This is a genomic window from Holophagales bacterium (assembly GCA_016699405.1).
Lineage (GTDB): Bacteria > Acidobacteriota > Thermoanaerobaculia > Multivoradales > JAGPDF01 > JAAYLR01.
The window spans coordinates 1,246,762-1,272,110 of the sequence record CP064972.1; the positions used below are offsets into that span (position 1 = coordinate 1,246,762).

Below are 25,349 nucleotides of genomic sequence, written 5' to 3' on the forward strand. Positions count from 1 at the left end.
GCTCAGTTGCAGCTCGCGCGGACGAGCGATCCGCGCACCCGGTCGCCGCTCGGCGCCCGGCAGTCGAGCGTCAGGCGAAGGCTCACCTCGTTGACGCCGTTGGTCCACGAGCCGGTGCGCTCGACCTCGGCGACGAAGGTCTTGCAGCGCGCCGGCCGCAGGACGAGCGAACGGCGCTCGTCGGCCGTCGCCAGGAGCCGCACCACCGGTCCGTCGATCGGGTCGATCACCACGCGCGCCTCGAGGCCGCTCGCGGGATCGACGACTCCCGCTCCGTAGAAGATCCGGTTCTCTCCCGAGTAGCAGGAGCCGGCGCGCAGGGTGCGGGTGCCGAAGGTCGACCCGGTGAGGAGCAGGGCATCTTCGGGGCTCCCGGGTGGGGCGCTGGCACAGCCGGCGAGCGATCCGAGAACGACGGCAAGGGCAAGATCGAGCGCGCGCGTGCAGGTCATTCGAGTCCTCCGGTTGCTTCGCTGCGAGCCACCATCAAATCAAACGACGGGATTCAGGCAAAACGAACGGCGTCGAGCGATGTTCGCTTGTCGGGGCCGGCGGCGTTTCCTCCTTCAGACCAGGACCGCCAACTCTTGCGGGCACTCAGAAGGAGACAACCGTATGTCACGAGCTCGGGGGACAAGCCCCTTCGACCCATGCCGGCGTTCGCTGGCGTCGACGGTCATCGCGATCTCGATTCTCGCCGGCGCCGCGGCGGCGCGAGCCTGGGACCACGTCCCGTTCCACGCCGCCACCGCGTCGGTGCAGCAGGGGGTGCTCGATCGCGGCACCTCTCGCGCCTGTTCGCTCGACACCAACGCCGAGTCCGTCTCGCCGGCGCCGTTCGTCTTCAAGGACAACGACCCCGGGCAGGACCACCTCTACCAGGCGTACGACTACTACAACAACGGCCCGCAGCGCTGCGTGCGCGTGAATCTGCGCTGGACTCACCAGGATTGTGGCGACGCCGAGATCGGCATCGGGCTCTACCTGGGCAGCTTCAATCCGGCCGATCCGCGCCAGAACCTGCTCACTCACTCCTACAAGAACTACTTCGACGTCTCCGGCATCGACTTCAACGACTATCGGCAGAGCCCGGGCTACTACCGCGACGCCTGGGCCGCCTATCACCTCGACGACTCGATGTGGGTCGCCGCGGTGGTGCCGGCGCTGGCGCACGTGGTCGTCGTCCTCGACTCGACGCTCACCCCGGGCTCGAACCTCGACTGCCCGGTCGATCCCGCCACCTCGTCGCTGGTGCTCGAGCCGATCCGCCTGGACACTAACCCCCTGTCGGTGTCCGTCAACGACGTCAGCAACTACGAGTACAACCCTCCGTCGACGCCGACGCTCAAGTTCGGCGTCTCGCTCTCGCGGCAGTTCGATGCTCCGTTCACCGTCCACTTCGCGACCAGCAACGGCACGGCGGTGGCCGGCGTCGACTACACCCCGAACGCGGGCGATCTCACCTTCGCGCCGGGCGAGACGTTCCACTACATCACCGTCAACACGCTGCCGAACGTGATCGACGAGACGCCGCCGGGCGAGAAGACGGTCCATCTCACGCTCTCGGCGCCCAGCTCCCCGTACGTGCAGCTCGCCGACGCGACGGCCGTGGGGAAGATCGTCGACGACGACGACACCGCGGGGCTCTGCGCCATCACCAACGTCGTCGGCGACGGCGACCTGCCGCTCGGCCACGTCGGCCAGCCGTACGGACCGGTCGACCTGCGCGGCTACTCGGCGACCTTCGACCCGACGATGAACTACGGCTGGGCGCAGAACGGCGGGGTGTTACCGCCGGGAGTCGTCCTCGGCACGACGACGGTCGAGGATCCGCCGGGCTCCGGCAACCAGGAGGTGCACGGCCAGCTCTCCGGCACGCCGACGGCGCCGGGCGTCTACTTCTTCAACGTGCTGCTCACGTGTCCGGTCGACGACCCCGATCCGGGCACGCCACCGCCGCAGACCTACGAGCGGCAGTTCCGCATCGAGGTGCTCGACAACGCGCCGCAGGCGATCTTCACCATGCCGGACGTCGCGCACGTCGAGGGCAACGCCGGCACCACGCCGGTCAACATCACGATGAACCTGTCGCAGCCGCTCGACGAGACGCTGCCGCTCGAGGTCCTCCTCTTCGACGGCTCGGCCTCGACGGCGGACAACGACTACGTGCCGCTGCTCCAGGTTCCCCAGCCGACCGAGATCGCCGCGGGCGTGACGCAGGAGTTCTTCAGCCTCGACATCGTCGGCGACACGACGGTGGAGAACGACGAGACCTTCCTCGTCCAGGTGCGCACCGCCGTGAGCCACACGGTGCTCGGCACCGCGACGGTAACGATCCTCAACGACGACGCGCCGCTCTTCGACGTTCCCACCCTCGGCGACTTCGGGCTCGGCGCGCTCGCTCTCGGTCTCGCCGGAGCGGGGCTCCGCACCCTGCGGCGGCGACGCGAGCGGGAACGGCGCGTCTAGGCTGGGGCGAGGGGAGGGCCGGCGAGGGATCCTCCGGAGCGGGTGGCGCTCCCCGCCGCGGGTCCTGTCCGGCCGGCTTCCCATCTCCGTGCTCGCCCGGAATCACCGGCACGGAGTCGGCCGCGATTCTCGATCCGTGCTGCGCGCGGGGACGGGAGCCCTCCGTCCGGCCACCCGCGGCCCACCGCCCGGGAACGACCTGTCGTCCGAACGGGCGGCGGCAGGTCCGGCGAGGGATCCTCCGGAGCGGGTGGCGCGGCTCCGGAGGGGCCCATCGACAACCGGGGGTTGGGCGGGGAGCCTGTCGATGGGACGGCCGGAAAAGCGACGGGCCCGCGGAGGAGGAGCCCTCGACGGACCGGGCGGCGGCGACTCGCCCCCGCCGCGGGTCCTGTCCGGCCGGCGTCCCGTCTCCGTGCTCGCCCGGAATCACCGGCACGGAGTCGGCCGCGATTCTCGATCCGTGCTGCGCGCGGGGACGGGAGCCCTCCGTCCGGCCACCCGCGGCCCGCGGCCCGCCGTGGGTCCTGTCCGGCGGAGGCGACCTGCCCCGCCGCCTCAGCAGATCCGCGGGAGCTGCTCGCCGGAGAGCAGGTCGACGATGCGGGTGCCGCCGATCGAGCTGCGCAGGGTGACGAGGCCGGCGGGGCCGTCGACGACCTCCCCGATGCGCGCGGCGTGGCGGCCGAGCGGATGCTCGCGCCAGAGGGCGAGCGCCTCGTCGGCGGCCTCGCGTGCGACCACGGCGATCGCCTTCCCTTCGTTGGCGACGTAGAGCGGATCGAGGCCGAGGATCTCGCAGGCGCCGCGCACGGCGGGTGGCACCGGGAGTGCGGCCTCCTCGAGCTTCACGCCGACGCCGGCGGCAGTGGCGATTTCGTTGAGCGCCGAGGCGACGCCGCCGCGTGTCGGATCGCGCAGCACGTGAACCTGCTCGCCCAGTCGGTCGAGCAGCGTGCCGACGAGGTCGTGGAGCGGCGCCGAGTCGCTCTCGATCGGGCTCTCGAAATCGAGCCCCTCGCGCACCGACATGATGGCGATGCCGTGCTCGGCGATCCTCCCGGAGACCAGCACGACGTCGCCCGGTCGCGCGCGCCGCGGGTCGATCTCGACGCCAGGCGACACGAGCCCGATCCCCGCGGTGTTGACGTACACGCCGTCGCCCTTGCCGCGGTCGACCACCTTCGTGTCGCCGGTCGCGATCGGCACCCCGACCGCCGCCGCGGCATCGCGCATCGACGCGACGATGCGCGCCAGCGTCTCCATCGACAGACCCTCTTCGAGGATCAGCGCGCAGGAGAGCGCGAGCGGCCGCGCGCCGCACATCGCCAGGTCGTTGACCGTGCCGTGCACGGCGAGCGAGCCGATGTCGCCGCCGGGGAAGAAGAGCGGCCGGACGACGTAGGAGTCGGTGGAGAAGGCGAGGCGGGCGCCGCCGACGGAGAAGACCGCACCGTCGTGCAACGCGGAGAGCATCGGATTGGCGAAGCTCGGCACGAAGAGCTTGTCGATGAGCTGCTGGGTCATCCGTCCGCCGCCGCCGTGCGCCATCTGGACGGTCGGGTAGTCGGCGATCGGCAGCGGGCAGACCGGGCCGTGGGCCAGGTCGCCGCGGGTCTCGTCGTCGCTCACGATGCGAGCCTCCCGTAGCGGTGGTAGGCCGAGCAGGCGCCCTCAGAGGAGACCATCGGCGCGCCGAGCGGTCGCTCCGGCGTGCACTCCTTGCCGAACGCCGGGCATTCGTGCGGCTTCTTGATCCCCTGCAGCACCTCGCCGGCGATGCAGAGCGGCGACTCTTCGGCGGCGATCCCGGAGACCGCGAACTTGCGCTCGGCGTCGTAGGCGAGGAACGCCTCGCGCAGCCGCAGGCCGGAGAGCGGAATCGTGCCGATGCCGCGCCACTTCCGGTCGCAGACCTCGAAGACCTGCCCGACGAGCTGTTGCGCTGGCTTCAAGCCGTCGCGGGTGACCGCGCGGGCGTACTGGTTCTCGACGCCGAAGCGCCCCTCCTCGAGCGCCTTGACCGCCATGTGGATCCCCTGCAGCAGGTCGAGCGGCTCGAAGCCGGTGACGACGATCGGCACCCGGTACTTCGCGGCGATCGGCTCGTACTCCCAGTAGCCCATCACCGCGCAGACGTGGCCGGCGGCGAGGAACGCCTGGACCCGGCAGTCGGGCGAGCCGAGGATCGCCTCCATCGCCGGCGGCACGAGGACGTGCGAGGTGAGGATCGAGAAGTTGGTCAGCCCGAGCTCGCGCGCCTGCCAGACCGCCATCGCGTTGGGCGGTGCGGTGGTCTCGAAGCCGACGGCGAAGAAGACGACCTCGCGATCCGGGTGCTTGCGGGCGAGCTTCACCGCGTCGAGTGGCGAGTAGACCATGCGCACGTCGCCGCCGGCGGACTTGACGGCGAGCAGGTCGGTCGTCGAACCGGGCACGCGCAGCATGTCGCCGAAGGAGGTGAAGATCACTTCGGGGCGCCGGGCGATAGCGAGCGCCCGGTCGATGAGCTCGAGCGGGGTGACGCAGACCGGGCAGCCCGGACCGTGCACCAGACCGATCGCCGGCGGCAGCATGCGGTCGATCCCCGAGCGGATGAGCGTGTGGGTCTGTCCGCCGCAGACCTCCATCAGGTTCCAGGGGTGGCGGGCGTCGCGGTGGAGGGCGGCGAAGAGCTGGCGCGCCTCCTCCTCGCCGCGGTACTCGTCGACGAAGCGCATCGCCTCAGGCCTCCGTCCGCGGTGCGGCGGGAGCGTGAGCCGCCTCGCTGCCGTCACCGGCGGCGAGCTCCTCGAGCTCGCCGAGCTCCTCGAGGTACTTGAAGACCTGTTTGGCCTCTTCCTCGTCGATGCGGCTGATGGCGAAGCCGACGTGCACGACGACCCACTGGCCGACCGCGATGTCGGGGATGTAGGCGAAGCAGACCTCCTTGACCACGCCGGCGAAGTCGACCTTCCCCATCGGGATGCCGATCTCGCTTGGCGTCACCTCGACGACCTGTCCAGGAACTCCGAGGCACATGGGGACGCTCCTTGCGTTCACGACGCCGCGAGGCGCGCGGCGGCGACGGCGATCTGGCCGAGCGCGATGCCGCCGTCATTGGCGGGCACCGCGCGGTGGAGAAGGACGGTGAAGCCGGCAGCGCGCAGCGCCGCGGCGGTCCGCTCGGTGAGGAGTCGGTTCTGGAAGCAGCCGCCGGAGAGCGCCACGCGATCGAGGCCGGCGGCCTTCGCGAGCGAGAGCGCGGCGTCGGCCAAGGTCTGGTGGAACCTCGCGGCGATCCTAGCATCGGCCTCGCCGCGCTCCCGTTCAGCGAGCAGCGCGGCGACGAGCGGTCGCCAGTCCAGTTCCAAGAGCGTCGCGGTCGGCATCTGCCCCGGTGCGAGCCCCGCCGGCGCCGGTCGCTCGACGAGCGGCAGCGGATAGCTGCCGCGCTCGTCGGCGTCGGCGGCGAACTCGAGCGCCATCGCGGATTCTCCTTCGAAGGAGACGACCCCTCCGGGGTCGGGACCGACGCCGAGCAGCGCGGCCACGCCGTCGAAGAGCCGCCCGAGCGACGAAGTCCAGGGGGCGCGCACGCCGTCGCGCAGCATTTTCGCGAAGAGCCGCCGCTCGTTCGCGGAGAACGAGGCGATGGCGGCGAGGTCGGTGCGCTCGCTCGCCTCCTCGCCGACGACTTCGCCAAGCAGCGCGAGCGCGACGCGCCGCGGCTCGTGGACCGCCGCCTCGCCGCCGGCGAGCCGGAACGGGCGCAAGCGGGCGAGGCGGGTGAAACGACCGCCGGCGTGGGCGACGAGCGCTTCGCCCCCCCAGACGGTGCCGTCGCCGCCGAAGCCGGTGCCGTCGAAGGCGAGGCCGAGCGCTGGCCGTTGCTCGCAACTCTCGCCGTGCTCGGCCAGGCAGGAGGCCAGGTGCGCGTGGTGGTGCTGCACGGCGACGAGCGGCAGCTCGCGTGCCGCCCTCCCGGCGCGCGCGAGCACTCCTCCGGCGGCGCGCGCAGCGGCTTGTGCCCAGCGCGTCGTCGGGTAGTCGGGGTGGAGGTCGTGAGCGATCGCCACCGGCTCGGCGGCGTAGAGGTCGAGGAAGTCGAGCGCCACCCGTTCGAAGGCGGCGTGCGCCTCGGGCGTCTCCATGTCGCCGAGGTGCTGGGAGAGGAAGACCTGCGCGCCGATCGAGAGGGCGAGGGTCGCCTTCTGGTGCGCGCCGGTGGCGAGCAGGCAGGGGAGCTCGTGCGCCGCGACGACCGGCAGCGGTGCGTACCCGCGCGCCCGCCGCAGCAGTTGCGGCGCGCCGTCGAGCAGCCAGGCGACACTGTCGTCGACGTGGCGAGCGATCGGTCGGTCGTGCAGCAGGAAGAGATCGGCGATGCCGGCGAGGCGCGTGAGCGCCTCCTCGTCGTCGATGGCGATCGGCTCGTCGGTGAGGTTGCCGCTGGTGGCGACGAGCGGGAAGTCGACCGCGGCGAGCAGCAGGTGATGGAGCGGGCTCGTCGGCAACATGATTCCGACGCGCGGGTTGCCCGGCGCGACGCCGGGGGCGAGCGAGGCCTGCGCCAACCGCTCGAGCAGGACGATCGGCGCCTGCGGCGAGGCGAGGAGCTCCGCCTCGTCGGCGGAGACAGCACAGAGCGCGCGCGCGGCGTCGACGTCGCGCACCATCAGGGCGAGCGGCTTGGCGGGCCGCCGCTTGCGCGCGCGCAGGGTCGCCACCGCGCTCGCGGAGCGTGCATCGCAGAGGAGCTGGAAGCCGCCGATCCCCTTGAGCGCGACGATGCCACCCCGTCCGAGCGCAGCCGCCGCGGTACGGAGCGCTGCATCGCCGGCGACTTCGACGGCATCACGTCGGGGCAGGCGAAGCTGCGGCCCACACGCCGGACAGGCGTTGGGCTGGGCGTGGAAGCGGCGGTCGAGCGGCTCGCGGTATTCGGCGAGGCAGGCAGGGCACATGGTGAAGCCGCGCATCGTCGTCGCCGGCCGGTCGTACGGCAGGCCGAGGACGATCGAGAAGCGCGGTCCGCAGTGCGTGCAGTTGGTGAACGGGTAGCGGTGACGCCGGTTGCCCGGGTCGAGGAGCTCGGCACGACAGGCCGGGCAGGTCGCGAGGTCGGGCAGGACGACAGCGCTCGGTGCCGCATCGCCCGTGCTCGCCACGATGGCGAAGCGCCCGAGCCCGGCCGGCTCGCGCCACTCGGCGGCGATCGACTGGAGCAGCGCCGGGGCCGGCTTCTCGCTCGGCAGCCGGACGAGGAATGCCTCGACCGCCGCTCGCTCGCCCTCGACCTCGAGCTCGACGCCGGCCGACCCGTTGCGCACCCAGCCGCCGAGCGCCAGCTCGTCGGCCAGGCGATAGACGAACGGCCGGAAGCCGACGCCCTGCACCGCGCCGCGGATCGCCAGATGCAGGCGCACGCGGCCGGCGCGGTCGGTCGAATCGACAGGGGCCGAGCTCACGGTCGATTCGGGCGTCTCGGCGGGCATCGTGCGGCGGAGCTTACCGCCGCGCGCCATCGCTCCGCGGCGGGTCCCGCCCACCCGCGCGGGTGGCGGCACCGGAGCGGAGGGCCCGGATAATCGGCGCGTGTCCGCCTCCAGGCGCTGCCCCGGCCGGCTGCTTCTCGACGAGGAGAGCGTGAGCCTCCCGCGATCGCTCGCCCCTCGAGACCTCCGGCACGCGCCGCGAGGCGTTCGCCCGGCTCGCCTCGCTGCTCGGCGTCGCGAGCCTTGCCGCCGGCGGCCTCGGGTTGGCCGGCTGCAGCGAGGCACCGAAAGCCTCGCCGCTCGTCCGCGTGCCGCTCGCTTCGCTCCCGCCGGGTGGCCGCCTGCGCGTGCTCTATCGCGGCGATCCGGTGGAGCTGCGCCGCACCGCCGACGGCGTCGTGGCGCGGTCGCTCCTCTGCACTCATCAAGGCTGCGAAGTGAAATGGCAGGAGGCGATCGGGCGCTACCTCTGCCCCTGCCACCAGAGCACCTACGACGACAACGGCGTGCCGCTCTCCGGTGCGCCCACCCGGCCGCTCGGCAAGGTGCCGGTGCACGTCGAGGGAGGCGAGGCGGTGGTCGGCGAGGAGGAGCGCGGATGAGCCCCGAAAGCCCGGAACCGACCGCTCCCGCCGGGCGCTGGCAGCAACTCGAGCGGATCTTCGTCTGGCTCGTCGCGCTCCACAGCCTCGCCGTCGGCGCGATGCTGCTCTTCGTGCCTGCTTGGTCGGTCGGCTTCGGCGGCTGGCCCGGCGCGACGCCGCTCTTCTTTCCCCGTCAAGCGGGCGCGTTCCACTTCGTCGCCGTGCTCGGGTATCTGCTCGAGTACTTCCGTGGGCGCACGGTGACGCTCCTGGTCGGCACCAAGACGATCGCCTTCGTCTTCCTCCTCACCATGTGGGCGATGGGCGAGCCCGCCTGGTCGGTCCCCTTCTCCGGCCTCGCCGACGGCGCGATGGGCCTCGCGGCCGTCACCCTGCACCGCGCGGCGGAGCGGGAGCGGGGGTCAGCGGCGTAGCACCGGGGGTGCGTGGCCGATCAGGAGAAGACCTCGGCGAGAGGACGCAAGGGCGATGGCCGAGTTTCTGCGATGGCGTGGCCCCTGGGCCAGGTTGTCTCGGCGGACCATTCGCGCCGCGCTGCTGTCGACGTTCGCGTTTTACCTGCTGACGCGGGTCTCCGGGCGATGGGAGCCTCGGTGGTTCTTGCAGCTCAACTGGACCCTCTGTCGGCTCCTCGACCTGCCGATCTCGGCGCTGAACGCGCTACTCCCGGATGGGCTCCAGGCCGGTTTCGCCGGACAGTTTCGCCGCGCCACCTACTGCTTCCCCGGGACTCTCGCTGATGAACGACTCCGTTACCTCGCGGTGGGGATTCCGGCGTGGACGCTGGTTCTCTATGGGTTGGAGGGAGTTTCCCGCCGGGTGCGCCTCGGGTTGAGGCAGAAGGGGCAGGGTGGGAGCGCGGCCGCGACCTAGCTGCAGGCTCCGAACGGCGGCCCGATGCGAGCGGTTTACGCCAGTTGCGGCACCTCGACGCTCCCTGTCCCGCGGACATCCGATGCACTGCACGATGCACCGCGACGGGAGTAGACTGCACGCAGCAACGTCGACGGAGCGGTTACCCTGCTGAGCGAGTCGATGACCAGCAACTCCTCCTCCCCGCACTTGAACCTCGCAGTGCATGTGTGGCCGGTCGCTGCGGTCGCCTTCTTCACGATCTACACGGCCATCCTCATGATGTTGATCGCTGGCTTCGGCCCGCACAGCGGCAGCTGCTTCCGGGTGGGCTGCGCCCTTCCCCAAGCTGCCGAAGCGCAGCCACTTGGAATCGACCCGGGCGCCCTGGAGGTCCGCATCGTTCAAGACGGCAAGGTCTTTGTGGGGCAGGACTGGATTCCGAACGACCAGCTCAGAGGAGTGCTCCGCAATGAGCTCACCAGGAGACCGGAAGGCGGTGTCCTCGTCGGTGCCGACCGCCGCTTGCCATTTTCAGCAGTCGCCCACGTGCTCAGCCTCGTGGCGGAGCTCCGACCACGATCGCTTTCGGTCGTCACCTTGGGCAGTGCCTCGATCCTCGACTTCGAGCTTGCTCGAGGGCGCACCGGGCAGCCGAGGCCGTTGGTCTTGACCCACCTGCCCGGAGAGGTTCGATGAAGCGACGGGTCGTTGCCACCCTCGGAGTCGTTCTTCTTGCAGCTCTTCGTGCCACCGCCGCCGCGGCCGCCGAACGCAGCTTCAGTAGCGCGGTGACGATCGAGCCGTGGAGCAGGCCGGGGGCCTATCGCGCCCTGGCGGAGGTGAAGGACGCTTCGACCCAGGAGTTGCTGGCGGCGCCGCAAACGGTCTTCAGCGCGGGCGACGTGGCAGAGACGAAGACGACTCTCGCGAGCGGCGAGGTGGTGCTGTTTTCGGTCGAAGTCGACGCCGACGGGGCGAACGTCTTCTGCTCGATTGCGATCCGCCGCGGCGAGACGGTCGTTTCCGAACAGAAGGTGCGCATCGTGTTGGCGAAACGCGGCTGATGGCGCGTCGCCGCCTGCCCTCCGTTGACCCCCGCAGGAGATCTCCCGAGATGATCGTGCGAGCGCCGTCTCCGATCAAGCCGGTCGACCTTCCGGTCTTCGAACGCCTGGTGGTCTGGATGCTCGGCGGTTTCGGCGCCATCGCCGCGACCCTCGCCGGCTTGGCGGCGTACGCGCTCTGGGGCGGCCTCGGGAGGCCGCCGGAGCGCGCGTCGGCGATGCTTGCCGCCTTCCTCGCCGCGGCGCTGCTCTTTTTCGGCGTCGCCCTCTTCCGCCTGCGTCAACTCCGCCACGGCTCCACGACCCTCTGGTCGACGAGCGTGTGCCAGGGGCTCGGCGTGCTCGCACTCGCCGGCGGGATGCTTGCCGTGCGACTCGACGCCGCGGAGGGCCTCCTCCTACAGACGCGCGACGTCGCGGTCGCCCTCGTCGCCGCGATCCTCTTCTTCCGCGCCGCCGCGTTCCTGCGCGGCCTCGCGACCGCGCGAGACGCTTCGCGAGCCTAGCCCGGATTTCTCACCCCGTTCCGTCGCGAGGCGGCGCAGATGGCTGTGGCTGCAAGGCGCCGCGACCGAGGCCGGCGCAGGCGTACTGGGCAGTACGTCGAGCCGGCCGACCGAGCGCAACGCTGCAGACGCGGCCAGATGCGACGCCGCAGCAGGAGCGGGGTGAGAAATGCGGGCTAGGACCCTTGCCGAGCGGCTGAGTCCGACGACGAGGTCGCCGGCCAACAGCTTGCCCGTCCAGGTGGCGAATCGCGCGAGCTGACCCGCGCGATTGCGAGGCGCGAGCGTCGCCGCGAAACGCTCGTGGCCGGGAGTAGGATGGCCCGCAGCGTCACGCAACGAACGACAGGGGATCCTCGACATGCCCCATCCGGCTTCGCTGGTCAGCCGCGGCTTTCAGTCCTTCATGACCGACGCCCCGAACCACGCCCAGGCGTGGGCCACCCTGGTGCAGGGTCTGGCGGGCGCGAGCGCTCTCGACAAGAAGACGGCGGCGTTGGCGTATCTGGCCGTTCTCGCCGCCCTGCGCCTGGAGAGCGGTGTGCCCTTCCACGTCCAGGTGGCGAAACAGTTGGGTGCTTCGAGAGACGAGATCGTCAGCGCCGTCCTCGTCGGGTTGCCGGCGGCGGGCCACGGCGTGACCCAGGTCCTGCCCGGCGCGCTCGAGGCGTACGACAGCCCATGAGCGGGGGCGCTCGACGCGTGGCGGAATGGGACGAGGTGCCGAGGCGATCTCGCCGGGCATCTCGTGGTCTTCGCTCCCCCGCGGACCGTTCCGGAAGGGGAGCGTGACGCGATCCGCCCGCCAGGCGAGTTCCCTCGTGATCCGACTCCCGTCGACCATCCCTCGGCACCCAGGAGGCTCGCGATGAACGTCGAAGCACGAGTCACCATCCACGGCTCCAGGTCGGCAACCTGGGCGGTGATCTGCGACATCGAGCACGCCGCGGAGACGATTCGCGGAATCGAGCGGATCGAGATCCTCGAGCGACCGGCAAACGGGCTCGTCGGACTGAGGTGGCGTGAGACCCGCGTCCTTTTCGGCAAGCCCGCCACGGCGGAGAAGTGGATCACCGAGGCCGCGGAGGGGGAGTTCTACGCCACACGAGCCGACGAGCAGGGGTTTGTCTATCGATCGATCCTGCGGATCTCGGAGAGCGACGGCGCGCTCCAACTGGTCAGCACGCACCTGTCTGAACCGCACGGATTCGCGGCGCGGCTCCTGGCGATCCCGATGGGGCTGCTGTTCCGGGGCGTGGCGAGAAAGGCCCTTCTGCAGGACTTGAACGACCTCAAGGCCGCCGTCGAGCGGAGATGATCGCCGGAGCCGGGTTGCTGCCGCGTCGCCCGAGCCGGATCTCCTCCCCGGCTTCGTCGAGACGGCTTGCGACCTCGACTCTCAGCGGAGGATGCTGTCCCTCCCCTTCGCCTTCCGCGCCGCCGCCAGGGGCGAGCGAGCGGAGCGAGAGGTGAGGTGGGAGGTAGCCGGAAGCGAAGCGAGGAGGACGAGGTGAACCAGCCGTGACGAACGAATCCGATTCGATCGCAGCGCGCGCCGCGGCGCCCTGGGTGCGCCTCGACGACGGGGCGACGCTCGGCCAGCGAGGGTCCGAAGGCGGCGTCATCTTGCTCGACGACGAGCATCCCGCCGGTGCGCGGATCACCCTCGAGGCGACCGGCTACCCGCCGTTCGCCATCACCTGCGGCGTCTATGGCTCGATGGTGCACACCCGCTTCCTCGGCACCGAGGAAGGAGCGCGCCGCGAGGTGGAGGCGATGAAGCCGCGCCTCGCGCTCCTGGCCGCCTCGGTGCCGTATGTCGACGAGCCGGACGCCGAGCGTCGTGCGCGCGAGGTCGCCGAGGCGTGCTCACGTTTCGCCGAGGAGTTTCCCTAGCGGTTCAACGATGGCACCGACACAACGGAGGGGACCCATGTCGAAACTACGCGTCGAGAGCCTCACCATCTCGCTCGACGGCTTCGCCGCCGGCCCGCGCCAGGACTTCGAACATCCGCTCGGCGTCGGCGGCGAAGCGCTCCACGGTTGGGCGCTCGCGACGCGGACCTTTCAGCGGAAGGTCCTCGGCAACGACGGCGGCGAGACCGGCGTCGACGACGACATCGCCGCGCGCGGCTTCCGCAACGTCGGCGCCTGGATCCTCGGCCGGAACATGTTCGGGCCGGTCCGGGGTCCCTGGCCGGACGAGAGCTGGCGCGGCTGGTGGGGCGAGAACCCCGTCTATCACGTGCCGGTCTTCGTGTTGACCCACCATCCGCGCCCGCCGCTGGTGATGGAGGGCGGGACGACCTTCCATTTCGTCAACGAGGGGATCCACGTCGCCCTCGCGGCGGCGCGGGAGGCCGCGCGCGGCGCCGACGTGCGGCTCGGCGGCGGGGCGAACACCATCCAGCAGTACCTGCGCGAACGGCTGGTCGACGAGATGCACGTCGCCATCTCGCCCGTCGTCCTCGGCTCGGGCGAGCGTCTCTTCGACGGCGTCGACTTGCGTGCCCTGGGCTACGCCTGCACCGAGCACCTCCCCTCGGCCCGGGCGACCCACGTGGTCTTCAAGCGGCAGTGAGGGGGCGGACGCGAATCCGGCGGTCACCCACTCCACCGGGGTGGACGCCGTGAGCAACGTCCCCCCCGCGCGGGAACGGGGAGATTCTCCTGCCGTGCGCGGCGTCGCCGCGGCAGGCTCCCGTGGCGGCACGAATAGATCCGCCGAGGAGCTGGGCTCCCGCCAGCGCACCGGGGCTCCAGTTCGATGGCGAGGTCGTCGATGTCGATGACCGCGCTCGTCTGGCTCGTCACGGCCGGGGTGCTGGTCCACAACGCCGAAGAGGCGATGGCCCTGCCGGCCTGGTCGGCAAGCGCCGGGAGATGGCATCGGCCGGTGGGCGCCGGCGAGTTCCGCGTCGCGGTCGCCGCCCTCTCGGCCCTGCTCGTCGCTCTCGCCGGAGGCGCCTCGTTTGCCGGCCCACGAAGCCTCGCCGCCACGCTCTTCGCCGGCTACGTCAGCGCGATGCTCGCCAACGTCCTCGTGCCGCACCTGCTTGCCACGATCGCCATGCGCCGCCCGATGCCCGGTACCGCGACGGCGGTGGCGCTCAACCTGCCGCTCGGCGTCTGGTTTCTCCGCCGCGCTCTCGCCGAGGGCTACGTCGACGGCCCGACCCTCGCCTGGGCGGCGCCGCTCTCCGCGCTCTCGCTCGTCCTCTCGATCCCCCTCCTCTTCGCCCTCGGCCGGCGCGTCGTCGCCCCGCGCCGGTAGCGCACCCGACTCGCGCTCGCCTGGGCTACGCTCTTGGTGTGACCGATTCCAACGTGCCGACCGGGAGCTCGATTCTCGGACTTGCGACACCGATTCAGGTGGAGCTCTCGTTCACCCCGGGGATCGTCCGCCGCGCAACCCTCGCCTACCTTCGTCGCGGGCTCGGTCTGGGCGGCGCCGTCGGCCTCCTCGCGGTGGTCGGTGCGGCCGCTCTCCTGGTGGCCCTCCGGCCGGGCTCCTGGCTGTCGGGCGTAGCGACCGGCGCGGCCCTCGTGCTAGCGCTCCTCGTCGTCGGCCTCTACCTGCTCCACTACCGTCGCGGCATAGCGAAGCTTCGTCGTACCGGTTCCCGCCCGGTGCAGCTCGAGCTCTCCGACACGGAGCTGCGCGTCACCTCCGAAGGGGGCTCCTTAGCGACCCCCTGGTCGACCTTCGAAGAGCTGTGGCAGTTTCCCGATCTCTGGCTCCTCATCCTCGGCCGTGGCCAGTTCATGACCCTGCCCCTCGCCGGCCTGAGCCGCGAAGCGCGCGAGCTGCTGGCAAAGCGCGTGCCCACCGGAGGGCGCAGTGCAACTTGAGAGAGTCGTTCGCTCAACGGGCGAGCGCCCGGCCGAGGCGCGAGGAGCGACATCGCGGACACGCGGTTCTTCGAAGGGGCTCATCGTCTCTGATCCCGACGAACGCTCTCGCAGAGCGCACGGCGGGGGAGCTTTCAAGATGAGCAGGCGGCTCGCAAGCTCGCTTGCCGGGCTCCTGGTGGCGGGGGTCGCGACGAGCGGCTTGGCAGGCCTCGCCGCTGCCGCGAACGACGACCCCGATCCCTGGGTGACGGTGGGCTTCGTCATCGTTCGCTCGACGACCGACTACCGTGAGGCGCGACGAATCGTCGACGAAGCAAAGGACCGCCTCGGGATTCCAGTCGATCTCCGGGGACTGGTGTTCGACGGCGAACACGGACTGACCTTCTCGCCAGAGGTCTGCGAGAAGGAAGCGCTCTCCCCATTCCCGTGCTACCTCGCACGCGGCCGCACCGATGCGGGGGTGTACCTGAGCATCGAACGCTCCGACGCCTACGCCAGCTTTCGGCCGGGCTACTTCCTCGTGTTCGCGGCAAACGGCGACCCGGAGTCGGCCGAGCTCAAAGCGACCTTGGCGAAGGTGCGGGGCCTGTTCAAGGACGCCTACCTGAAGGGAGGGAAGGTCTATCAGGGGTGCCTGCACTAGCCGAGCTTCGAGAGACCTTCGCCGAGCTGGTCTCGACGAGAGGACGCGAAGATCGGGATCGAGAGTTCTTCCCTCGCCACCGTGGCCACCTGCAACTCTCCCGTAGCTGAGAAGGGAGGGTTTACAAGACCATCCTGCCGCGGGTCGGTACCGGTCCGTGGGGAGTTCCTCCTCGGAACTCGGACGGCTCAGACGTAACATCGCCAAGTGGCCCTCGCGATGAGCGCTCCTTCACGTCCGCCCGCGCCGCTTTGGACGGAGCGCGGGGTGGCGGTGTTGCTGCTCCTCTCGGCGCTGGTGCCGGCGGCGAGGTTGGGACGGACGGGGTTGATGGTCTCGGCGGTGCTCGCCGTCGTGACGCTGCTGGCCGGTGCGGCTCGCGTGGCGCGACGGCTGGTGGGCGGCGGTACCGGGCTCGATCGCGCGGTGGTGGCTGGCGTGATCGCGTGGGCGATCGTGGTCGTCGTCGGCACGGGGCTCGGACACGGCGGATGGCTCTGGCGACGGCCGTTCTGGGCGATCGTCGCGGGGCTCGCGCTGGCGGCGAGTTGGCTGAAGGAGCACCGCGTCGTGGAGACTTCGCCGGCGTCGCCGGACGCCGGTGGAGGGAGCCGATTCGAGCTCCGGGCGTCGCTCGGCGCACGCGCGACTGCGGCGCTGGTCGCGGCAGCGGTGGCGCTGCTCGTTGCCGGCGTCGTCAGGGATCTGCGTTCCGCCCAGCTCGAGCCGCCGGGGGCGCGGGCCTTCGACGACCTCTCGTATCACCTGCCGGCGGCGGCGACCTGGTGGCGTGCCGGCGACCTGCGGATGCTCAAGTTCACCATGGGCGATCCGGCGACGGCGTTCTATCCGATCGACGGTGAGCTCGTCTCCTGGACGCTGCTCGCGCTGCTCGACGGGAACGACTTCCTCGCCCGTTTCACCGAGCTGCCGTTCGCCTTGGCGCTCCTGCTCGCCGTGGCCGCGCTGGCGCGCCGCCTCGGGCTCGACTGGCCGGCGACCGGGCTCGCCGTGGCGCTCGCCGGCACGGTGCCGCGTCTGGTGCCGCAGCTCATGCTCTCGGCGGGCAACGACGTGGCGAGCGCGTTCGCGGCGCTCGCCCTGGTGCACGCGGCCCTGCTGCTGCGGGAACGGCTCGATCGCGGTCGTGCGCTCGCGGCGGGGCTCGCGCTCGGACTGCTGGTCGGAACGAAGTACGCAGGGCTCCTCCTCCTCCCGGTGGTCGGTCTGCCGCTGCTGCTCGCCCTCGCGGCGCAGCGACGCGCGGGAGGGCGACCGCTGGCGGTCGCTCTCGTCCTGCTCCTCGGCGCCGCGGCGCTGACCGGCGGGTACGCGTATGCGCGGAACCTGGTCACCGCCGGCAACCCGCTCTTCCCGGCGAACGTCACGCTCTTCGGGACGACGCTGCTCGGCGGCTGGCCGCACGTCACCGCCGAGGCGTGGCGAGCGCGGCCCGAGTACCCGATCGACCCGTCGCGCTTCCTGCTCGACAACGCTGCGCAGCTCGGCCCGCTCTTCGCCTGGCTGCTGCTCCCCGGGGCGCTGCTGGCGCCGGTGGGGGCGCTCGTGCGGCCCGGGCGCGCCCACGCCGATCGCCTTCTCGACACGGCGGTTCTGGCGCTGCCGCTCGGCGCCTGGGCCCTCTTCCTCACCGTCTTCTTCGACCATCGCGACGTGCGCTACCTGCTCGCCGGGGTCGCGACGACGGCGCTGGCGACCGCGTGGCTTGCGGCGCGCCTGCGGGGCGCCGCCGGTGTCGTGGCGCAGGGTGGGATTGCCATCGCCGCGGGTCTCGTCCTCGCTTCGTCGTTGATGCCACCGCACCCGCTGCTGATGGCGCTCGGCGGGCTGGTTCTCGGCTCGACCTGGCCCGAGTGGACGGCGCCGGCAGGCCGGCTCGGTGGGCTGGCGGCGCGGTTCGTGCTGCCCGCGATCGTGCTGCTGGGGATCCTCGGGGCCGACCCGATGGCCCACCGCGCCCGCGACTACGAACGGTACCGGCTGGACAACGAGCGCGCCGCAGCGACCGTCGAGGCGCTGACTCGCGGTCGCGCGATCACCCTCGCCTACGTCGGTTGGAACCAGCCGTACCTCTTCCTCGGCAACGGTCTACGCCACCAGGTCCGGATGCCGCCGACGCACCGCGAGCCCGGAGCGGAGCTCTACGTCTGGGGTGGCTCGCTCGTCATGCCGCACGACGCATTCGATCGAGCGGCCTGGATCGCCAACCTCGAGGCCGCCGAGGTCGAGCTCGTCGTCGTCGTGCGCGGCACCGACGACCAGCCGGAGCGCGGCTGGATCGACGAGCTCTCGACACGCTTCGCGCTCCTCTGGAACGACGGCCGCACCGAGATCTGGCGCTTCGCCAACCCACCGCGGCCCTAGCAAGACGCCATGACTTCGCGCGTCTCGCCGTCCCTCGTCACCCCGAGCGAGAGCGAGGGGCCTGGGTGGACGGGCGGTGCGGCAGCGGATCGAGCTCGGTGGAGACCCCCCGCCACCCCGGTCGGGTGAAGGGGCGCGTCCCGCCCAGCGGAGCGAGCGACTCGTCAGGCCGTGCGCTCGATCACGGGCTCGGGCGGTGCGGCCGCTTGGGCGCCGTGGCGGAGCTCGAAGACGTCTTCGATCGCGTCGATGCCGAACTCGAGGGTCACGGTGATGTAGTCGTGGATCGCCTGGCGCAGCAGGAAGCTCGCCGAGTCGTGGGCGAGGACCTCGTGCACGATGCGGTCGAAGGCCGAGATGGCGTAACGCACCTCGGCGCAGGTGAAGCCTTGGCGGGCGCGCCGCTCGGCGAGGTCGCGGCAGTAGGACATGAACGGGCTGCGCTCGCGCGTTCGCACGGCCTGCAGCAGGTTGTGGAAGAGCAGGCGGTGGTGCCAGGCGTGCTCCTCGGCCGGCATCTCGCGGTAGTGGGTGAGCAGCTCCTGGCCCTCGGGGCCGATCAGCACACGGGTGAAGCGGGCGCTGATCTCCGGCTCGTGCAGATCGAGCAGGCGCAGCACCTGGAGATTCGGGTAGAGGTGTCCGAGGTGCAGCACGTCGGCGTTCTTGGCGTACCACTCGACCGGGTCGGCCTTCGAGTTCTCGATCAGGAAGGGGATGCGGCGCAGGATCGAGAGGCGGGGGCGCGGCGCCCAGTCGAGCAGCTCGCGCGTGCGGCGCGCGTCGACGTCGAGTCGCAGGTCGATCATCTTCGACATCCACGGCCGCTCGAACGGCTCCTCGCCGAGGAGCTTGCCCATCGTATGGCGGGCACGGATGCCGACCGCGGCGAGCGGCTTCGGCACGTGGAGCGGGCGGCGCGCCTTGCCGAAGGCGTAGGCGGTGGTAGCGCGGAAGAGCTCTTCGTGGGTCACCGCGCCGTCGGGGCTGGCGAGCAGGACCTGGCTCGGTGGCAGGTCGCGGCGGCGGTCGATCACCCGCTCGAGGAAGAGAGCGAGATCGCGCACGTGCATGTAGGGGACGGCCGAACGCCCGCGCCCGCCGAGGACGCGCGCGTTCCAGCGCTTCGAGAGCCACGTCTGCAGGAAGACGAAGAGCGGCGCGTACTCGCACCAGTCCGAGAACAGCGCGGCGAAGCGCACGATCGCGGTCGGGAAGTCGCGCGAGGCCTCGCGGACCAGCTCTTCGCCCTGCCGCTTGCTGACGCCGTAGGGGTGAGTCGCGTCCGGCGGGCTCGCTTCGGTCAGCGCTGTCCCGGGGCGCGGGAACTCGCAGGCCGCCGCGGAACTGGCGAAGATGAAGCGCTCGAGCCCGAGGCCGCGCGACATCTCGAGCAACAGGCAGGTGCCGTCGACGTTGGTGCGCTGGTACTCCGGGTTGTTCTCGCCGGTGAAGTCGTAGTAGGCGGCCAGGTGAAGCAGGACCTGCACGCTGCCACCGGCGCGGACCTCGGTGAAGAAGCGCGAGAGCGGTTCGGGCTCGGCGATGTCGAGCTGGTGCCAACTGACGTTGGGGTGGTCGGGTGCCTGGCTCTCGGCCTGGGAGAGCCGGTCCACGGCGAAGACGCGGTAGCGAGAGCGAACCGTCTCGAGCACTCGTCGGCCGACGAAGCCCGAAGCCCCCGTGAGCACGAGGCGTGGCAGGGTTTCCATGGTCTGCAAGGCAGGATACTCCCCTGTCCGGGAGGCAGATTCACCCGGATGGGTAGGGTGGGCGACGGAACGGCCAGAGACCTCTAGAATGGGTTCCCTGTCCCTCCCGGCGCGGCTCTGCCCGGCGCCGGGCTACCGACGGTCTCGAGAGGAGATCCCGCCATGACGTTCGTCTCTGACCTGGAACCCAAGGCGCTCTGGCGCCATTTCGACCGGATTCTCACCATCCCGCGCGGCTCGAAGAACGAGGAGGCGATGCGGCGCTACGTGCTCTCGGTGGCCGACGCCTGCAAGCTCCCCTCGCGCGGCGACGCGGCGGGCAACGTGGTGATCTCGGTGCCCGCCTCGCCCGGGATGGAGGGCGCCGCGCCGACGATCCTCCAGGCGCATCTCGACATGGTCAACGAGAAGAACTCCGACGTCGTCCACGACTTCGAGAAGGACGCCCTCGTGCCGCGGATGGACGGCGAGTTCCTCAAGGCCAGCGGGACGACCCTCGGCTCGGACAACGGCATCGGCGTCGCGGCGATGCTGGCGATCGCCGAGTCCAAGGAGCTCGTCCACGGTCCGCTCGAGCTGCTCTTCACCATCGACGAGGAGACCGGCCTGACCGGCGCCACGGAGGTCGACGCCAAGCTGCTGCATGGCCGGCGCCTGATCAACCTCGATTCGGAGGAGGAGGGGACGCTCACCGTCGGCTGCGCCGGCGGCGCCGGCAACAACCTCTCGCTGCCGATCGAGAAGGAGCCGCCGGTGCCCGGGGCGACGGCGGTCGAGGTGGTGGTGGCCGGGCTCAAGGGCGGCCACTCCGGCGTCGACATCCACCTGCAGCGCGCCAACGCCCTCAAGGTGCTCGCCCGGGCGCTGCACGTGGCCACCGAGGTGGCGCCGCTGCGGCTCGCCGCGATCGCCGGCGGCGACAAGCACAACGCCATCCCGCGCGAGGCACGCGCCGTGGTGGTGGTCGGCGCGGCAGCGCGCGAGAGCTTCCGCGCGGCGGTCGCCAAGGAGATCGAGGCGATGGCGCTCGAGGTCAAGCCGGCCGACCCGGGGCTGCGCTACGAGCTCGCCGACGTCGCACTGCCCGATCGCGTCTGGACCGAGGCGGTGACGCGGCGGGCGCTCTCGCTGCTCGACGCGCTGCCGCACGGCGTGCTGGTGATGAGCTACGACATCCCGGGTCTCGTCGAGACCTCGACCAATCTCGCGGTGGTGGCCGAACGCGACAGCGCCCTGGTCATCCACATGAGCAACCGCTCTTCGGTGATGTCGGCGCTGCGCGGCGTCCAGGCGCGAATGCGCGCCTACGGTGAGCTCGCCGGCGCGGCGGTCGAGACGCTCGACGGCTATCCGGGGTGGAAGCCGAATCTCGACAGCCCGCTGCTCGCCATCGTCAAGCGCGTCCACGAGCGCGTCCTCGGCTTCCCGGCGCAGGTCGGCGCCATCCACGCCGGCCTCGAGTGCGGCATCATCGGCGAGAAGATCGAGGGGATGGACATGATCTCCTTCGGTCCGACGATCCAGTTCCCCCACTCGCCCGACGAGCGCGTCCACGTCGCCTCGGTCGGTCGCTTCTGGAACCTCCTCGTCGAAGTGATCCGCGAGCTCGGCGCTTAGCCTCCGCTTCCACCCGAAGGCGGCGGTGTCGCCGTCGCCTTCGCTCCGCCCGCTTCTCCCGCGCTCTCCCCTGCCGCGGGAGCGGCGGGCTTTTTTCTGCTCCCGAAGAAGTGTTGGAAGGCCGACGGCGGAGTGGCGTCGGCCTTCGGCACGACCGCCGGCGCCGCGGGGGGTGCGTTGGTCGACGAAGGAGAAGGAGACGTAGCAGTCCGGGTCGGAGGGGCCGGGGCGACGGGTGCGGGAGTCGCCGCGTCCGCCGCCGCGGGAGTCGGCGTTGGTGATGCCGGCGGCTGGGCGCTGGGCTTGCCGCCGAAGAAGTGCTGGAAGGCGTTCGGCGGGGGTGTGTTCACCGCCGGAACGGGAGTTGGGCTTGGAGACGGCGCCGCCGGCGCCGGCGTCGGGCCAGGAGATGGCGTGCTGACGGGTGCGGGCGTCACCGGGCTGCCCGCGGAGGGCGCCGGGGTCGGTGCTGCCGTCGCTGTTGCGCTGGGCTTGGTGCCGAAGAAGGGCTGGAAGGCGATCGGCGGCGGAGCGCTGGCTGCCGGGGCGGGAGCGGGGGTCGGCGGCGCCGCGGGAGGCCGAGGCGAGGCCGCGGCAGGAGAGGAAGAGGCGATCGGCGCCGGCTTTTCGGCCTGCTGCGCCACGGGCGCTGCCGCCGGACCGGGTGTGGCCTCGCGGCCGTCGGCCGTGATCGCCGGCGCCTGCGGAGCGGAGAGGTTCGCCGCGTCGGTGGCCGAGGCGGTCGGCCGTTGGCGGTCGTCGCGAGTGCCGACCCCGGCAGCGGTGGCCGCAGCGGGCGTGCGTCCGTTCTCGTCGATGGCGATCGAAGTCGCCGGGCTGGGTGCTGGAGTCGGCGATTGTCGGGCCTGCTCGCGATCGGCGAGCCGCGCCGAGATCTCGGCGGCGCGCTGGCGTGCCGCCGCCGGATTGCCGGCGTAGGAAGCGCTGCGACGGAATGCCGCGAGCGCTTCGGCTTGCCGGTCGCCGTGGCGCGCGTAGAGGTCGGCGAGCTCGAAGTAGGCGGCGGCGAGCGGCTCGCGCTCGCTCTCCGGGTCGAGCAGCGCCGCGGCCTCGGCGAGTCGAGCGAGCGCGGTCGCTTCGTCGCCGCGCTCGACCGCGGCCCGCCCTTCCGCGAGAGCGCGAAGGCCCGGACTCTCGGCGACGAGCGCGCTGGCAGTGGTGGAGAGCAGCAGGAGCAGGGTGAGCCGGGCAAGCATGACGGTCTCCTCGAGGCGCGGTGAGGCGGGGAAGCTCGCCGCCAGTCTCTCGCACGCGTCAGGAGCCGGCAACCGACCCCGGATCGCTGCCGGCGCATGGCCCCGCCCCCGAGGGTGGGTGCCGTGCCCCCTCCTGCGGGAGGTTTGTATGCCGCGTCCTCGGCTTCAAACTAGATGGCGAAAGATCGCTATATGCCTATACTCTCGCGCAGAAAGTTCCTCCAGCTCGGAGCCGGGGCCGCCGGAGTTGCCTCGGCAGCGAGCACTCTCGATCCGGCGTGGGCCTCCTGGCTCGGTCCCGCGGCCGCCGGCGACCGGATCGAGCGCATCCCGACCTACTGCGATCTCTGCTTCTGGAAGTGCGCGGCGATCGCCTCGGTGAAGAACGGCAAGCTGTGGAAGATCGAGGGCAACCCGGACGACCCGCTTTCGCGCGGGCGCCTCTGCCCGCGTGGCACAGGCGGCATCGGCGCGCACTACGACACCGACCGCTTGAAGGCGCCCCTCCTGCGGCGCGGGGAACGCGGCAAGGAGGAGTGGGCCGAGGTCACCTGGGACGAGGCGCTCTCCTTCATCGCCGACAAGCTGGCGAAGCTCAAGGTCGAACACGGTCCCGAAGCGCTCGCCTTCTTCAGCCACGGCATCGGCGGCAACTTCCTCAAGCACACCTTCAAGGCCTATGGCACGCCGAATCTGGTGGCGCCCTCCTACGCCCAGTGCCGCGGGCCGCGCGACGTCGGCTTCCAGCTCACCTTCGGCGAGGAGATCGGCACGCCCGAGCGCACCGACATCGCCAACACCGACTGCCTGGTGCTCGTCGGCTCGCATCTCGGCGAGAACATGCACAACTCGCAGGTCCAGGAGTTCGCCGAAGCGGTCGGGCGCGGTGCGACGGTGATCGTCGCCGATCCGCGCTTCTCGGTCGCCGCGAGCAAGGCCAAGCACTACCTGCCGGTCAAGCCGGGCACCGACATCGCCCTGCTGCTCGCCTGGATGAACGTGCTCGTCGCCGAGGGGATCTACGACCGGGAGTTCGTCGCCGCGCACGGTTTCGGCTTCGAGGCGTTCGCCGCGGCGGTCGCCGCCAACACGCCGGAGTGGGCCTACCCGATCACCGGGATCGAGCCGGCGGCGATCCGCGCCACGGCGCGTGAGATGGCCCGCCACGCACCGGCGACGCTGGTGCACCCCGGCCGGCACGTCACCTGGTACGGCGACGACGCGCAGCGCTCGCGGGCGATCGCCCTGGTCAACGCCCTCCTCGGCAACTGGGGACGCCGTGGGGCCTTCTTCTTCCCGTCGAGCGTCGCGGTGCCGAAGTACCCGTATCCGCCGTATCCGCACGGAGAACACGGGCCGGTCGACAACCCGGGGCAGAAGTTCCCGTTCGCCGACCTGGGGCTCACCACCGGGATTCGCGACGCGACGCTCTCGGGCAAGCCCTATCCGGTCAAGGCGTGGGTGGTCTACGCCACGAACCTGCTGCAGGCGCTGCCGTCGCAGAAGGAGACCCTCGAGGCGATCCAGCAGCTCGACCTGCTGGTCGTCATCGACGTCGTGCCGAGCGAGCTCGCCGGCTGGGCCGACGTGGTGCTCCCCGAGTCGGTCTACCTCGAGCGCTACGACGACTTCAACACCGAGGCGTTCCGCGACCCGTTCCTCTCCCTGCGTCAGCCGGTCGTCGAGCCGCCGGCCGATCAGAAGCCGAACTGGTGGATCGCCCGCGAGCTCGCGGTGAAGCTCGGGCTCGAGGCGTTCTACCCCTGGAAGCACGTCGAGGAGTACCTCGACACGCGCCTCCAGGGGATGGGCCTCTCGCTCGCCCAACTGAAGAAGCAGGGTGTCTTCCTCGGCGCGAAGAAGCCGACGAACGTCGAGGAGGGGCACGCCCTCGAGTTCCCGACGCCGTCAGGCAAGGTGGAGTTCTACTCCACGCAGCTCGCGGCCAAGGGGTTCGATCCGGTGCCGGTCTACAAGCCGCACCCCGAGCCGCCTCCCGGGCACTTCCGCCTCCTCTTCGGCCGCGCCCCGGTGCACACCTTCTCGCGCACGCAGACCAATCCATTGCTCGCCGAGGCGATGAGCGAGAACGAGGTCTGGGTCAACGCCGACGTGGCGAGACGCTGGGGACTGGAGAACGGGGCGCGGGTGCGGCTGAAGAACCAGGACGGGGTCGTGTCGGGACCGGTGAAGGTGAAGTCCACCGAGCGGATCCGCACCGACTGCGTCTACCTCGTGCACGGCTTCGGCCACACCGCCCGGGGCTTGAAGCGCACCTTCGGCAAGGGCGCGTCGGACTCCCAGCTCATCACCCGCTACGCCGTCGACCCGCTGATGGGCGGCACCGGGATGAACGTCAACTTCGTCACCTTCGAGACGGAGGCCTGAGCCATGGCGCGCTTCGCGATGGTCATCGACACGGCGCGCTGCGTGGGCTGCATGGACTGCGTCGTCGCCTGCAAGACGGAGAACGAGGTCCCCGAAGGGTTCTGCCGCGACTGGATCGCCACGGAAGTGCGGGGCAAGTTCCCGACGCTCTCGATGGAGATCCGCTCCGAGCGCTGCAACCACTGCGACCGACCGCCCTGCGTCTCCTGCTGCCCGACCGGCGCCTCGCACGTCGAGGAGCTCGGGCAGGTGGTCCTGGTCGAGCACGACAAGTGCATCGGCTGCAAGGCCTGCCTCGCCTCCTGCCCGTACGACGCCCGCTTCGTCCATCCGGCCGGCTACGCCGACAAGTGCACCTTCTGCTTCCACCGCACGAGCAAGGGTCAGGACCCGGCCTGCGTCTCGGTCTGCCCGACGTATTGCATGCACTTCGGCGACCTCGACGATCCGGCGAGCGAGGTCTCGCGCCTCGTCGCGTCGCGGCGGGGACATGCGCTCAAGCCCGAGGCGGGCACCGGCCCGCGCATCGTCTACCTGACGGCGTGAGGAGAATCGA

Annotated in this window: 25 protein-coding genes; 18 read left to right on the plus strand and 7 right to left on the minus strand. The window is 71.2% G+C overall.

Annotation, left to right across the window (positions count from 1 at the left end):
- Nucleotides 1-2: 2 nt before the first annotated feature.
- Nucleotides 3-452 carry a hypothetical protein gene (locus IPJ17_05315; protein QQR75002.1) on the minus strand — a complete coding sequence of 150 codons (450 nt, stop codon included), beginning with the start codon at nt 450-452 and terminating at the stop codon, nt 3-5.
- A gap of 163 nt (nt 453-615) precedes the next feature.
- Here IPJ17_05315 and IPJ17_05320 point away from each other — a divergent pair, with 163 nt between their 5' ends.
- Complete coding sequence (locus tag IPJ17_05320) at nt 616-2,469, plus strand: IPTL-CTERM sorting domain-containing protein (GenBank protein QQR75003.1); 1,854 nt, start codon at nt 616-618, stop codon at nt 2,467-2,469.
- A 558-nt stretch (nt 2,470-3,027) separates the two neighbouring features.
- Here the strand turns inward: IPJ17_05320 and hypE are convergent.
- The 4 genes from hypE to hypF all read right to left on the minus strand — a co-directional run bounded on the left by hypE (nt 3,028) and on the right by hypF (nt 7,946).
- Nucleotides 3,028-4,020: a hydrogenase expression/formation protein HypE gene (hypE, locus tag IPJ17_05325; protein ID QQR76096.1), complete on the minus strand. Its 993-nt coding sequence runs from the start codon at nt 4,018-4,020 to the stop codon at nt 3,028-3,030.
- Between the two features lie 77 nt (nt 4,021-4,097).
- Nucleotides 4,098-5,189 (minus strand): hydrogenase formation protein HypD, encoded by a 1,092-nt coding sequence (gene hypD, locus IPJ17_05330; protein QQR75004.1) that lies wholly within the window; start codon nt 5,187-5,189, stop codon nt 4,098-4,100.
- A 4-nt stretch (nt 5,190-5,193) separates the two neighbouring features.
- A complete protein-coding gene (locus IPJ17_05335; GenBank protein QQR75005.1) occupies nt 5,194-5,490 on the minus strand; it encodes a HypC/HybG/HupF family hydrogenase formation chaperone in 297 nt (98 codons plus the stop codon).
- A gap of 17 nt (nt 5,491-5,507) precedes the next feature.
- Complete coding sequence (gene hypF, locus IPJ17_05340; GenBank protein ID QQR75006.1) at nt 5,508-7,946, minus strand: carbamoyltransferase HypF; 2,439 nt, start codon at nt 7,944-7,946, stop codon at nt 5,508-5,510.
- Nucleotides 7,947-8,209: 263 nt separating this feature from the next.
- Between hypF and IPJ17_05345 the strand changes: the two genes are divergently transcribed.
- The 14 genes from IPJ17_05345 to IPJ17_05410 all read left to right on the plus strand — a co-directional run bounded on the left by IPJ17_05345 (nt 8,210) and on the right by IPJ17_05410 (nt 17,859).
- Nucleotides 8,210-8,548, plus strand: a complete 339-nt coding sequence (locus IPJ17_05345) for a Rieske (2Fe-2S) protein (protein QQR75007.1) — start codon at nt 8,210-8,212, stop codon at nt 8,546-8,548.
- Nucleotides 8,545-8,964 carry a hypothetical protein gene (locus tag IPJ17_05350; GenBank protein ID QQR75008.1) on the plus strand — a complete coding sequence of 140 codons (420 nt, stop codon included), beginning with the start codon at nt 8,545-8,547 and terminating at the stop codon, nt 8,962-8,964. Before IPJ17_05345 ends, IPJ17_05350 begins: the two co-directional genes overlap by 4 nt.
- Nucleotides 8,965-9,019: 55 nt before the next feature.
- Entirely contained in the window at nt 9,020-9,424 is a 405-nt protein-coding gene (locus tag IPJ17_05355) for a hypothetical protein (GenBank protein QQR75009.1), read from the plus strand.
- Between the two features lie 162 nt (nt 9,425-9,586).
- Nucleotides 9,587-10,102 carry a hypothetical protein gene (locus tag IPJ17_05360; protein ID QQR75010.1) on the plus strand — a complete coding sequence of 172 codons (516 nt, stop codon included), beginning with the start codon at nt 9,587-9,589 and terminating at the stop codon, nt 10,100-10,102.
- Nucleotides 10,099-10,470 carry a hypothetical protein gene (locus IPJ17_05365; protein QQR75011.1) on the plus strand — a complete coding sequence of 124 codons (372 nt, stop codon included), beginning with the start codon at nt 10,099-10,101 and terminating at the stop codon, nt 10,468-10,470. The genes IPJ17_05360 and IPJ17_05365 overlap by 4 nt, the downstream gene beginning before the upstream one ends.
- A gap of 50 nt (nt 10,471-10,520) precedes the next feature.
- A complete protein-coding gene (locus IPJ17_05370) occupies nt 10,521-10,976 on the plus strand; it encodes a hypothetical protein (GenBank protein ID QQR75012.1) in 456 nt (151 codons plus the stop codon).
- A 361-nt stretch (nt 10,977-11,337) separates the two neighbouring features.
- Complete coding sequence (locus IPJ17_05375) at nt 11,338-11,661, plus strand: carboxymuconolactone decarboxylase family protein (protein QQR75013.1); 324 nt, start codon at nt 11,338-11,340, stop codon at nt 11,659-11,661.
- A 183-nt stretch (nt 11,662-11,844) separates the two neighbouring features.
- Entirely contained in the window at nt 11,845-12,294 is a 450-nt protein-coding gene (locus IPJ17_05380; protein ID QQR75014.1) for a hypothetical protein, read from the plus strand.
- Between the two features lie 203 nt (nt 12,295-12,497).
- Nucleotides 12,498-12,872, plus strand: a complete 375-nt coding sequence (locus tag IPJ17_05385; GenBank protein ID QQR75015.1) for a hypothetical protein — start codon at nt 12,498-12,500, stop codon at nt 12,870-12,872.
- 37 nt (nt 12,873-12,909) lie between these two features.
- Entirely contained in the window at nt 12,910-13,557 is a 648-nt protein-coding gene (locus tag IPJ17_05390) for a dihydrofolate reductase family protein (protein QQR75016.1), read from the plus strand.
- A 201-nt stretch (nt 13,558-13,758) separates the two neighbouring features.
- A complete protein-coding gene (locus tag IPJ17_05395) occupies nt 13,759-14,250 on the plus strand; it encodes an HXXEE domain-containing protein (protein QQR75017.1) in 492 nt (163 codons plus the stop codon).
- 38 nt (nt 14,251-14,288) lie between these two features.
- Nucleotides 14,289-14,828, plus strand: coding sequence for a YcxB family protein (locus IPJ17_05400; protein QQR75018.1), 540 nt, complete (start codon nt 14,289-14,291; stop codon nt 14,826-14,828).
- Nucleotides 14,829-14,967: 139 nt separating this feature from the next.
- The gene (locus IPJ17_05405) at nt 14,968-15,474 is read left to right on the plus strand and encodes a hypothetical protein (protein ID QQR75019.1); all 507 of its coding nucleotides are present in this window, start codon (nt 14,968-14,970) and stop codon (nt 15,472-15,474) included.
- Nucleotides 15,475-15,741: 267 nt separating this feature from the next.
- Nucleotides 15,742-17,859, plus strand: a complete 2,118-nt coding sequence (locus IPJ17_05410; GenBank protein QQR75020.1) for a hypothetical protein — start codon at nt 15,742-15,744, stop codon at nt 17,857-17,859.
- Between the two features lie 164 nt (nt 17,860-18,023).
- Here the strand turns inward: IPJ17_05410 and IPJ17_05415 are convergent, their stop codons facing one another.
- Nucleotides 18,024-19,580, minus strand: coding sequence for an NAD(P)-dependent oxidoreductase (locus IPJ17_05415; GenBank protein ID QQR75021.1), 1,557 nt, complete (start codon nt 19,578-19,580; stop codon nt 18,024-18,026).
- A gap of 153 nt (nt 19,581-19,733) precedes the next feature.
- Here IPJ17_05415 and IPJ17_05420 point away from each other — a divergent pair, with 153 nt between their 5' ends.
- A complete protein-coding gene (locus tag IPJ17_05420; protein ID QQR75022.1) occupies nt 19,734-21,188 on the plus strand; it encodes an aminoacyl-histidine dipeptidase in 1,455 nt (484 codons plus the stop codon).
- Here IPJ17_05420 and IPJ17_05425 read toward each other — a convergent pair.
- Nucleotides 21,185-22,405, minus strand: coding sequence for a hypothetical protein (locus IPJ17_05425; GenBank protein ID QQR75023.1), 1,221 nt, complete (start codon nt 22,403-22,405; stop codon nt 21,185-21,187). The genes IPJ17_05420 and IPJ17_05425 overlap by 4 nt on opposite strands.
- A gap of 192 nt (nt 22,406-22,597) precedes the next feature.
- Here IPJ17_05425 and IPJ17_05430 point away from each other — a divergent pair, with 192 nt between their 5' ends.
- Nucleotides 22,598-24,793, plus strand: a complete 2,196-nt coding sequence (locus tag IPJ17_05430) for a molybdopterin-dependent oxidoreductase (GenBank protein QQR76097.1) — start codon at nt 22,598-22,600, stop codon at nt 24,791-24,793.
- A 3-nt stretch (nt 24,794-24,796) separates the two neighbouring features.
- Nucleotides 24,797-25,339 (plus strand): 4Fe-4S dicluster domain-containing protein, encoded by a 543-nt coding sequence (locus IPJ17_05435; GenBank protein ID QQR75024.1) that lies wholly within the window; start codon nt 24,797-24,799, stop codon nt 25,337-25,339.
- Nucleotides 25,340-25,349 lie beyond the last annotated feature (10 nt).

What these genes read in the sequence shown, in the direction of transcription:
- IPJ17_05375 (QQR75013.1), top strand. Translation starts at nt 11,338, where the DNA reads ATGCCCCATCCGGCTTCGCTGGTCAGCCGCGGCTTTCAGTCCTTCATG.
- IPJ17_05430 (QQR76097.1), top strand. Translation starts at nt 22,598, where the DNA reads ATGCCTATACTCTCGCGCAGAAAGTTCCTCCAGCTCGGAGCCGGGGCC.
- IPJ17_05350 (QQR75008.1), top strand. Translation starts at nt 8,545, where the DNA reads ATGAGCCCCGAAAGCCCGGAACCGACCGCTCCCGCCGGGCGCTGGCAG.
- IPJ17_05335 (QQR75005.1), bottom strand. Translation starts at nt 5,490, where the DNA reads ATGTGCCTCGGAGTTCCTGGACAGGTCGTCGAGGTGACGCCAAGCGAG.
- IPJ17_05360 (QQR75010.1), top strand. Translation starts at nt 9,587, where the DNA reads ATGACCAGCAACTCCTCCTCCCCGCACTTGAACCTCGCAGTGCATGTG.
- IPJ17_05320 (QQR75003.1), top strand. Translation starts at nt 616, where the DNA reads ATGTCACGAGCTCGGGGGACAAGCCCCTTCGACCCATGCCGGCGTTCG.
- IPJ17_05390 (QQR75016.1), top strand. Translation starts at nt 12,910, where the DNA reads ATGTCGAAACTACGCGTCGAGAGCCTCACCATCTCGCTCGACGGCTTC.
- IPJ17_05355 (QQR75009.1), top strand. Translation starts at nt 9,020, where the DNA reads ATGGCCGAGTTTCTGCGATGGCGTGGCCCCTGGGCCAGGTTGTCTCGG.
- IPJ17_05420 (QQR75022.1), top strand. Translation starts at nt 19,734, where the DNA reads ATGACGTTCGTCTCTGACCTGGAACCCAAGGCGCTCTGGCGCCATTTC.
- IPJ17_05365 (QQR75011.1), top strand. Translation starts at nt 10,099, where the DNA reads ATGAAGCGACGGGTCGTTGCCACCCTCGGAGTCGTTCTTCTTGCAGCT.
- hypF (QQR75006.1), bottom strand. Translation starts at nt 7,946, where the DNA reads ATGCCCGCCGAGACGCCCGAATCGACCGTGAGCTCGGCCCCTGTCGAT.
- hypE (QQR76096.1), bottom strand. Translation starts at nt 4,020, where the DNA reads ATGGCGCACGGCGGCGGCGGACGGATGACCCAGCAGCTCATCGACAAG.
- IPJ17_05370 (QQR75012.1), top strand. Translation starts at nt 10,521, where the DNA reads ATGATCGTGCGAGCGCCGTCTCCGATCAAGCCGGTCGACCTTCCGGTC.
- IPJ17_05380 (QQR75014.1), top strand. Translation starts at nt 11,845, where the DNA reads ATGAACGTCGAAGCACGAGTCACCATCCACGGCTCCAGGTCGGCAACC.
- IPJ17_05405 (QQR75019.1), top strand. Translation starts at nt 14,968, where the DNA reads ATGAGCAGGCGGCTCGCAAGCTCGCTTGCCGGGCTCCTGGTGGCGGGG.
- IPJ17_05315 (QQR75002.1), bottom strand. Translation starts at nt 452, where the DNA reads ATGACCTGCACGCGCGCGCTCGATCTTGCCCTTGCCGTCGTTCTCGGA.
- IPJ17_05425 (QQR75023.1), bottom strand. Translation starts at nt 22,405, where the DNA reads ATGCTTGCCCGGCTCACCCTGCTCCTGCTGCTCTCCACCACTGCCAGC.
- IPJ17_05435 (QQR75024.1), top strand. Translation starts at nt 24,797, where the DNA reads ATGGCGCGCTTCGCGATGGTCATCGACACGGCGCGCTGCGTGGGCTGC.
- IPJ17_05395 (QQR75017.1), top strand. Translation starts at nt 13,759, where the DNA reads ATGTCGATGACCGCGCTCGTCTGGCTCGTCACGGCCGGGGTGCTGGTC.
- hypD (QQR75004.1), bottom strand. Translation starts at nt 5,189, where the DNA reads ATGCGCTTCGTCGACGAGTACCGCGGCGAGGAGGAGGCGCGCCAGCTC.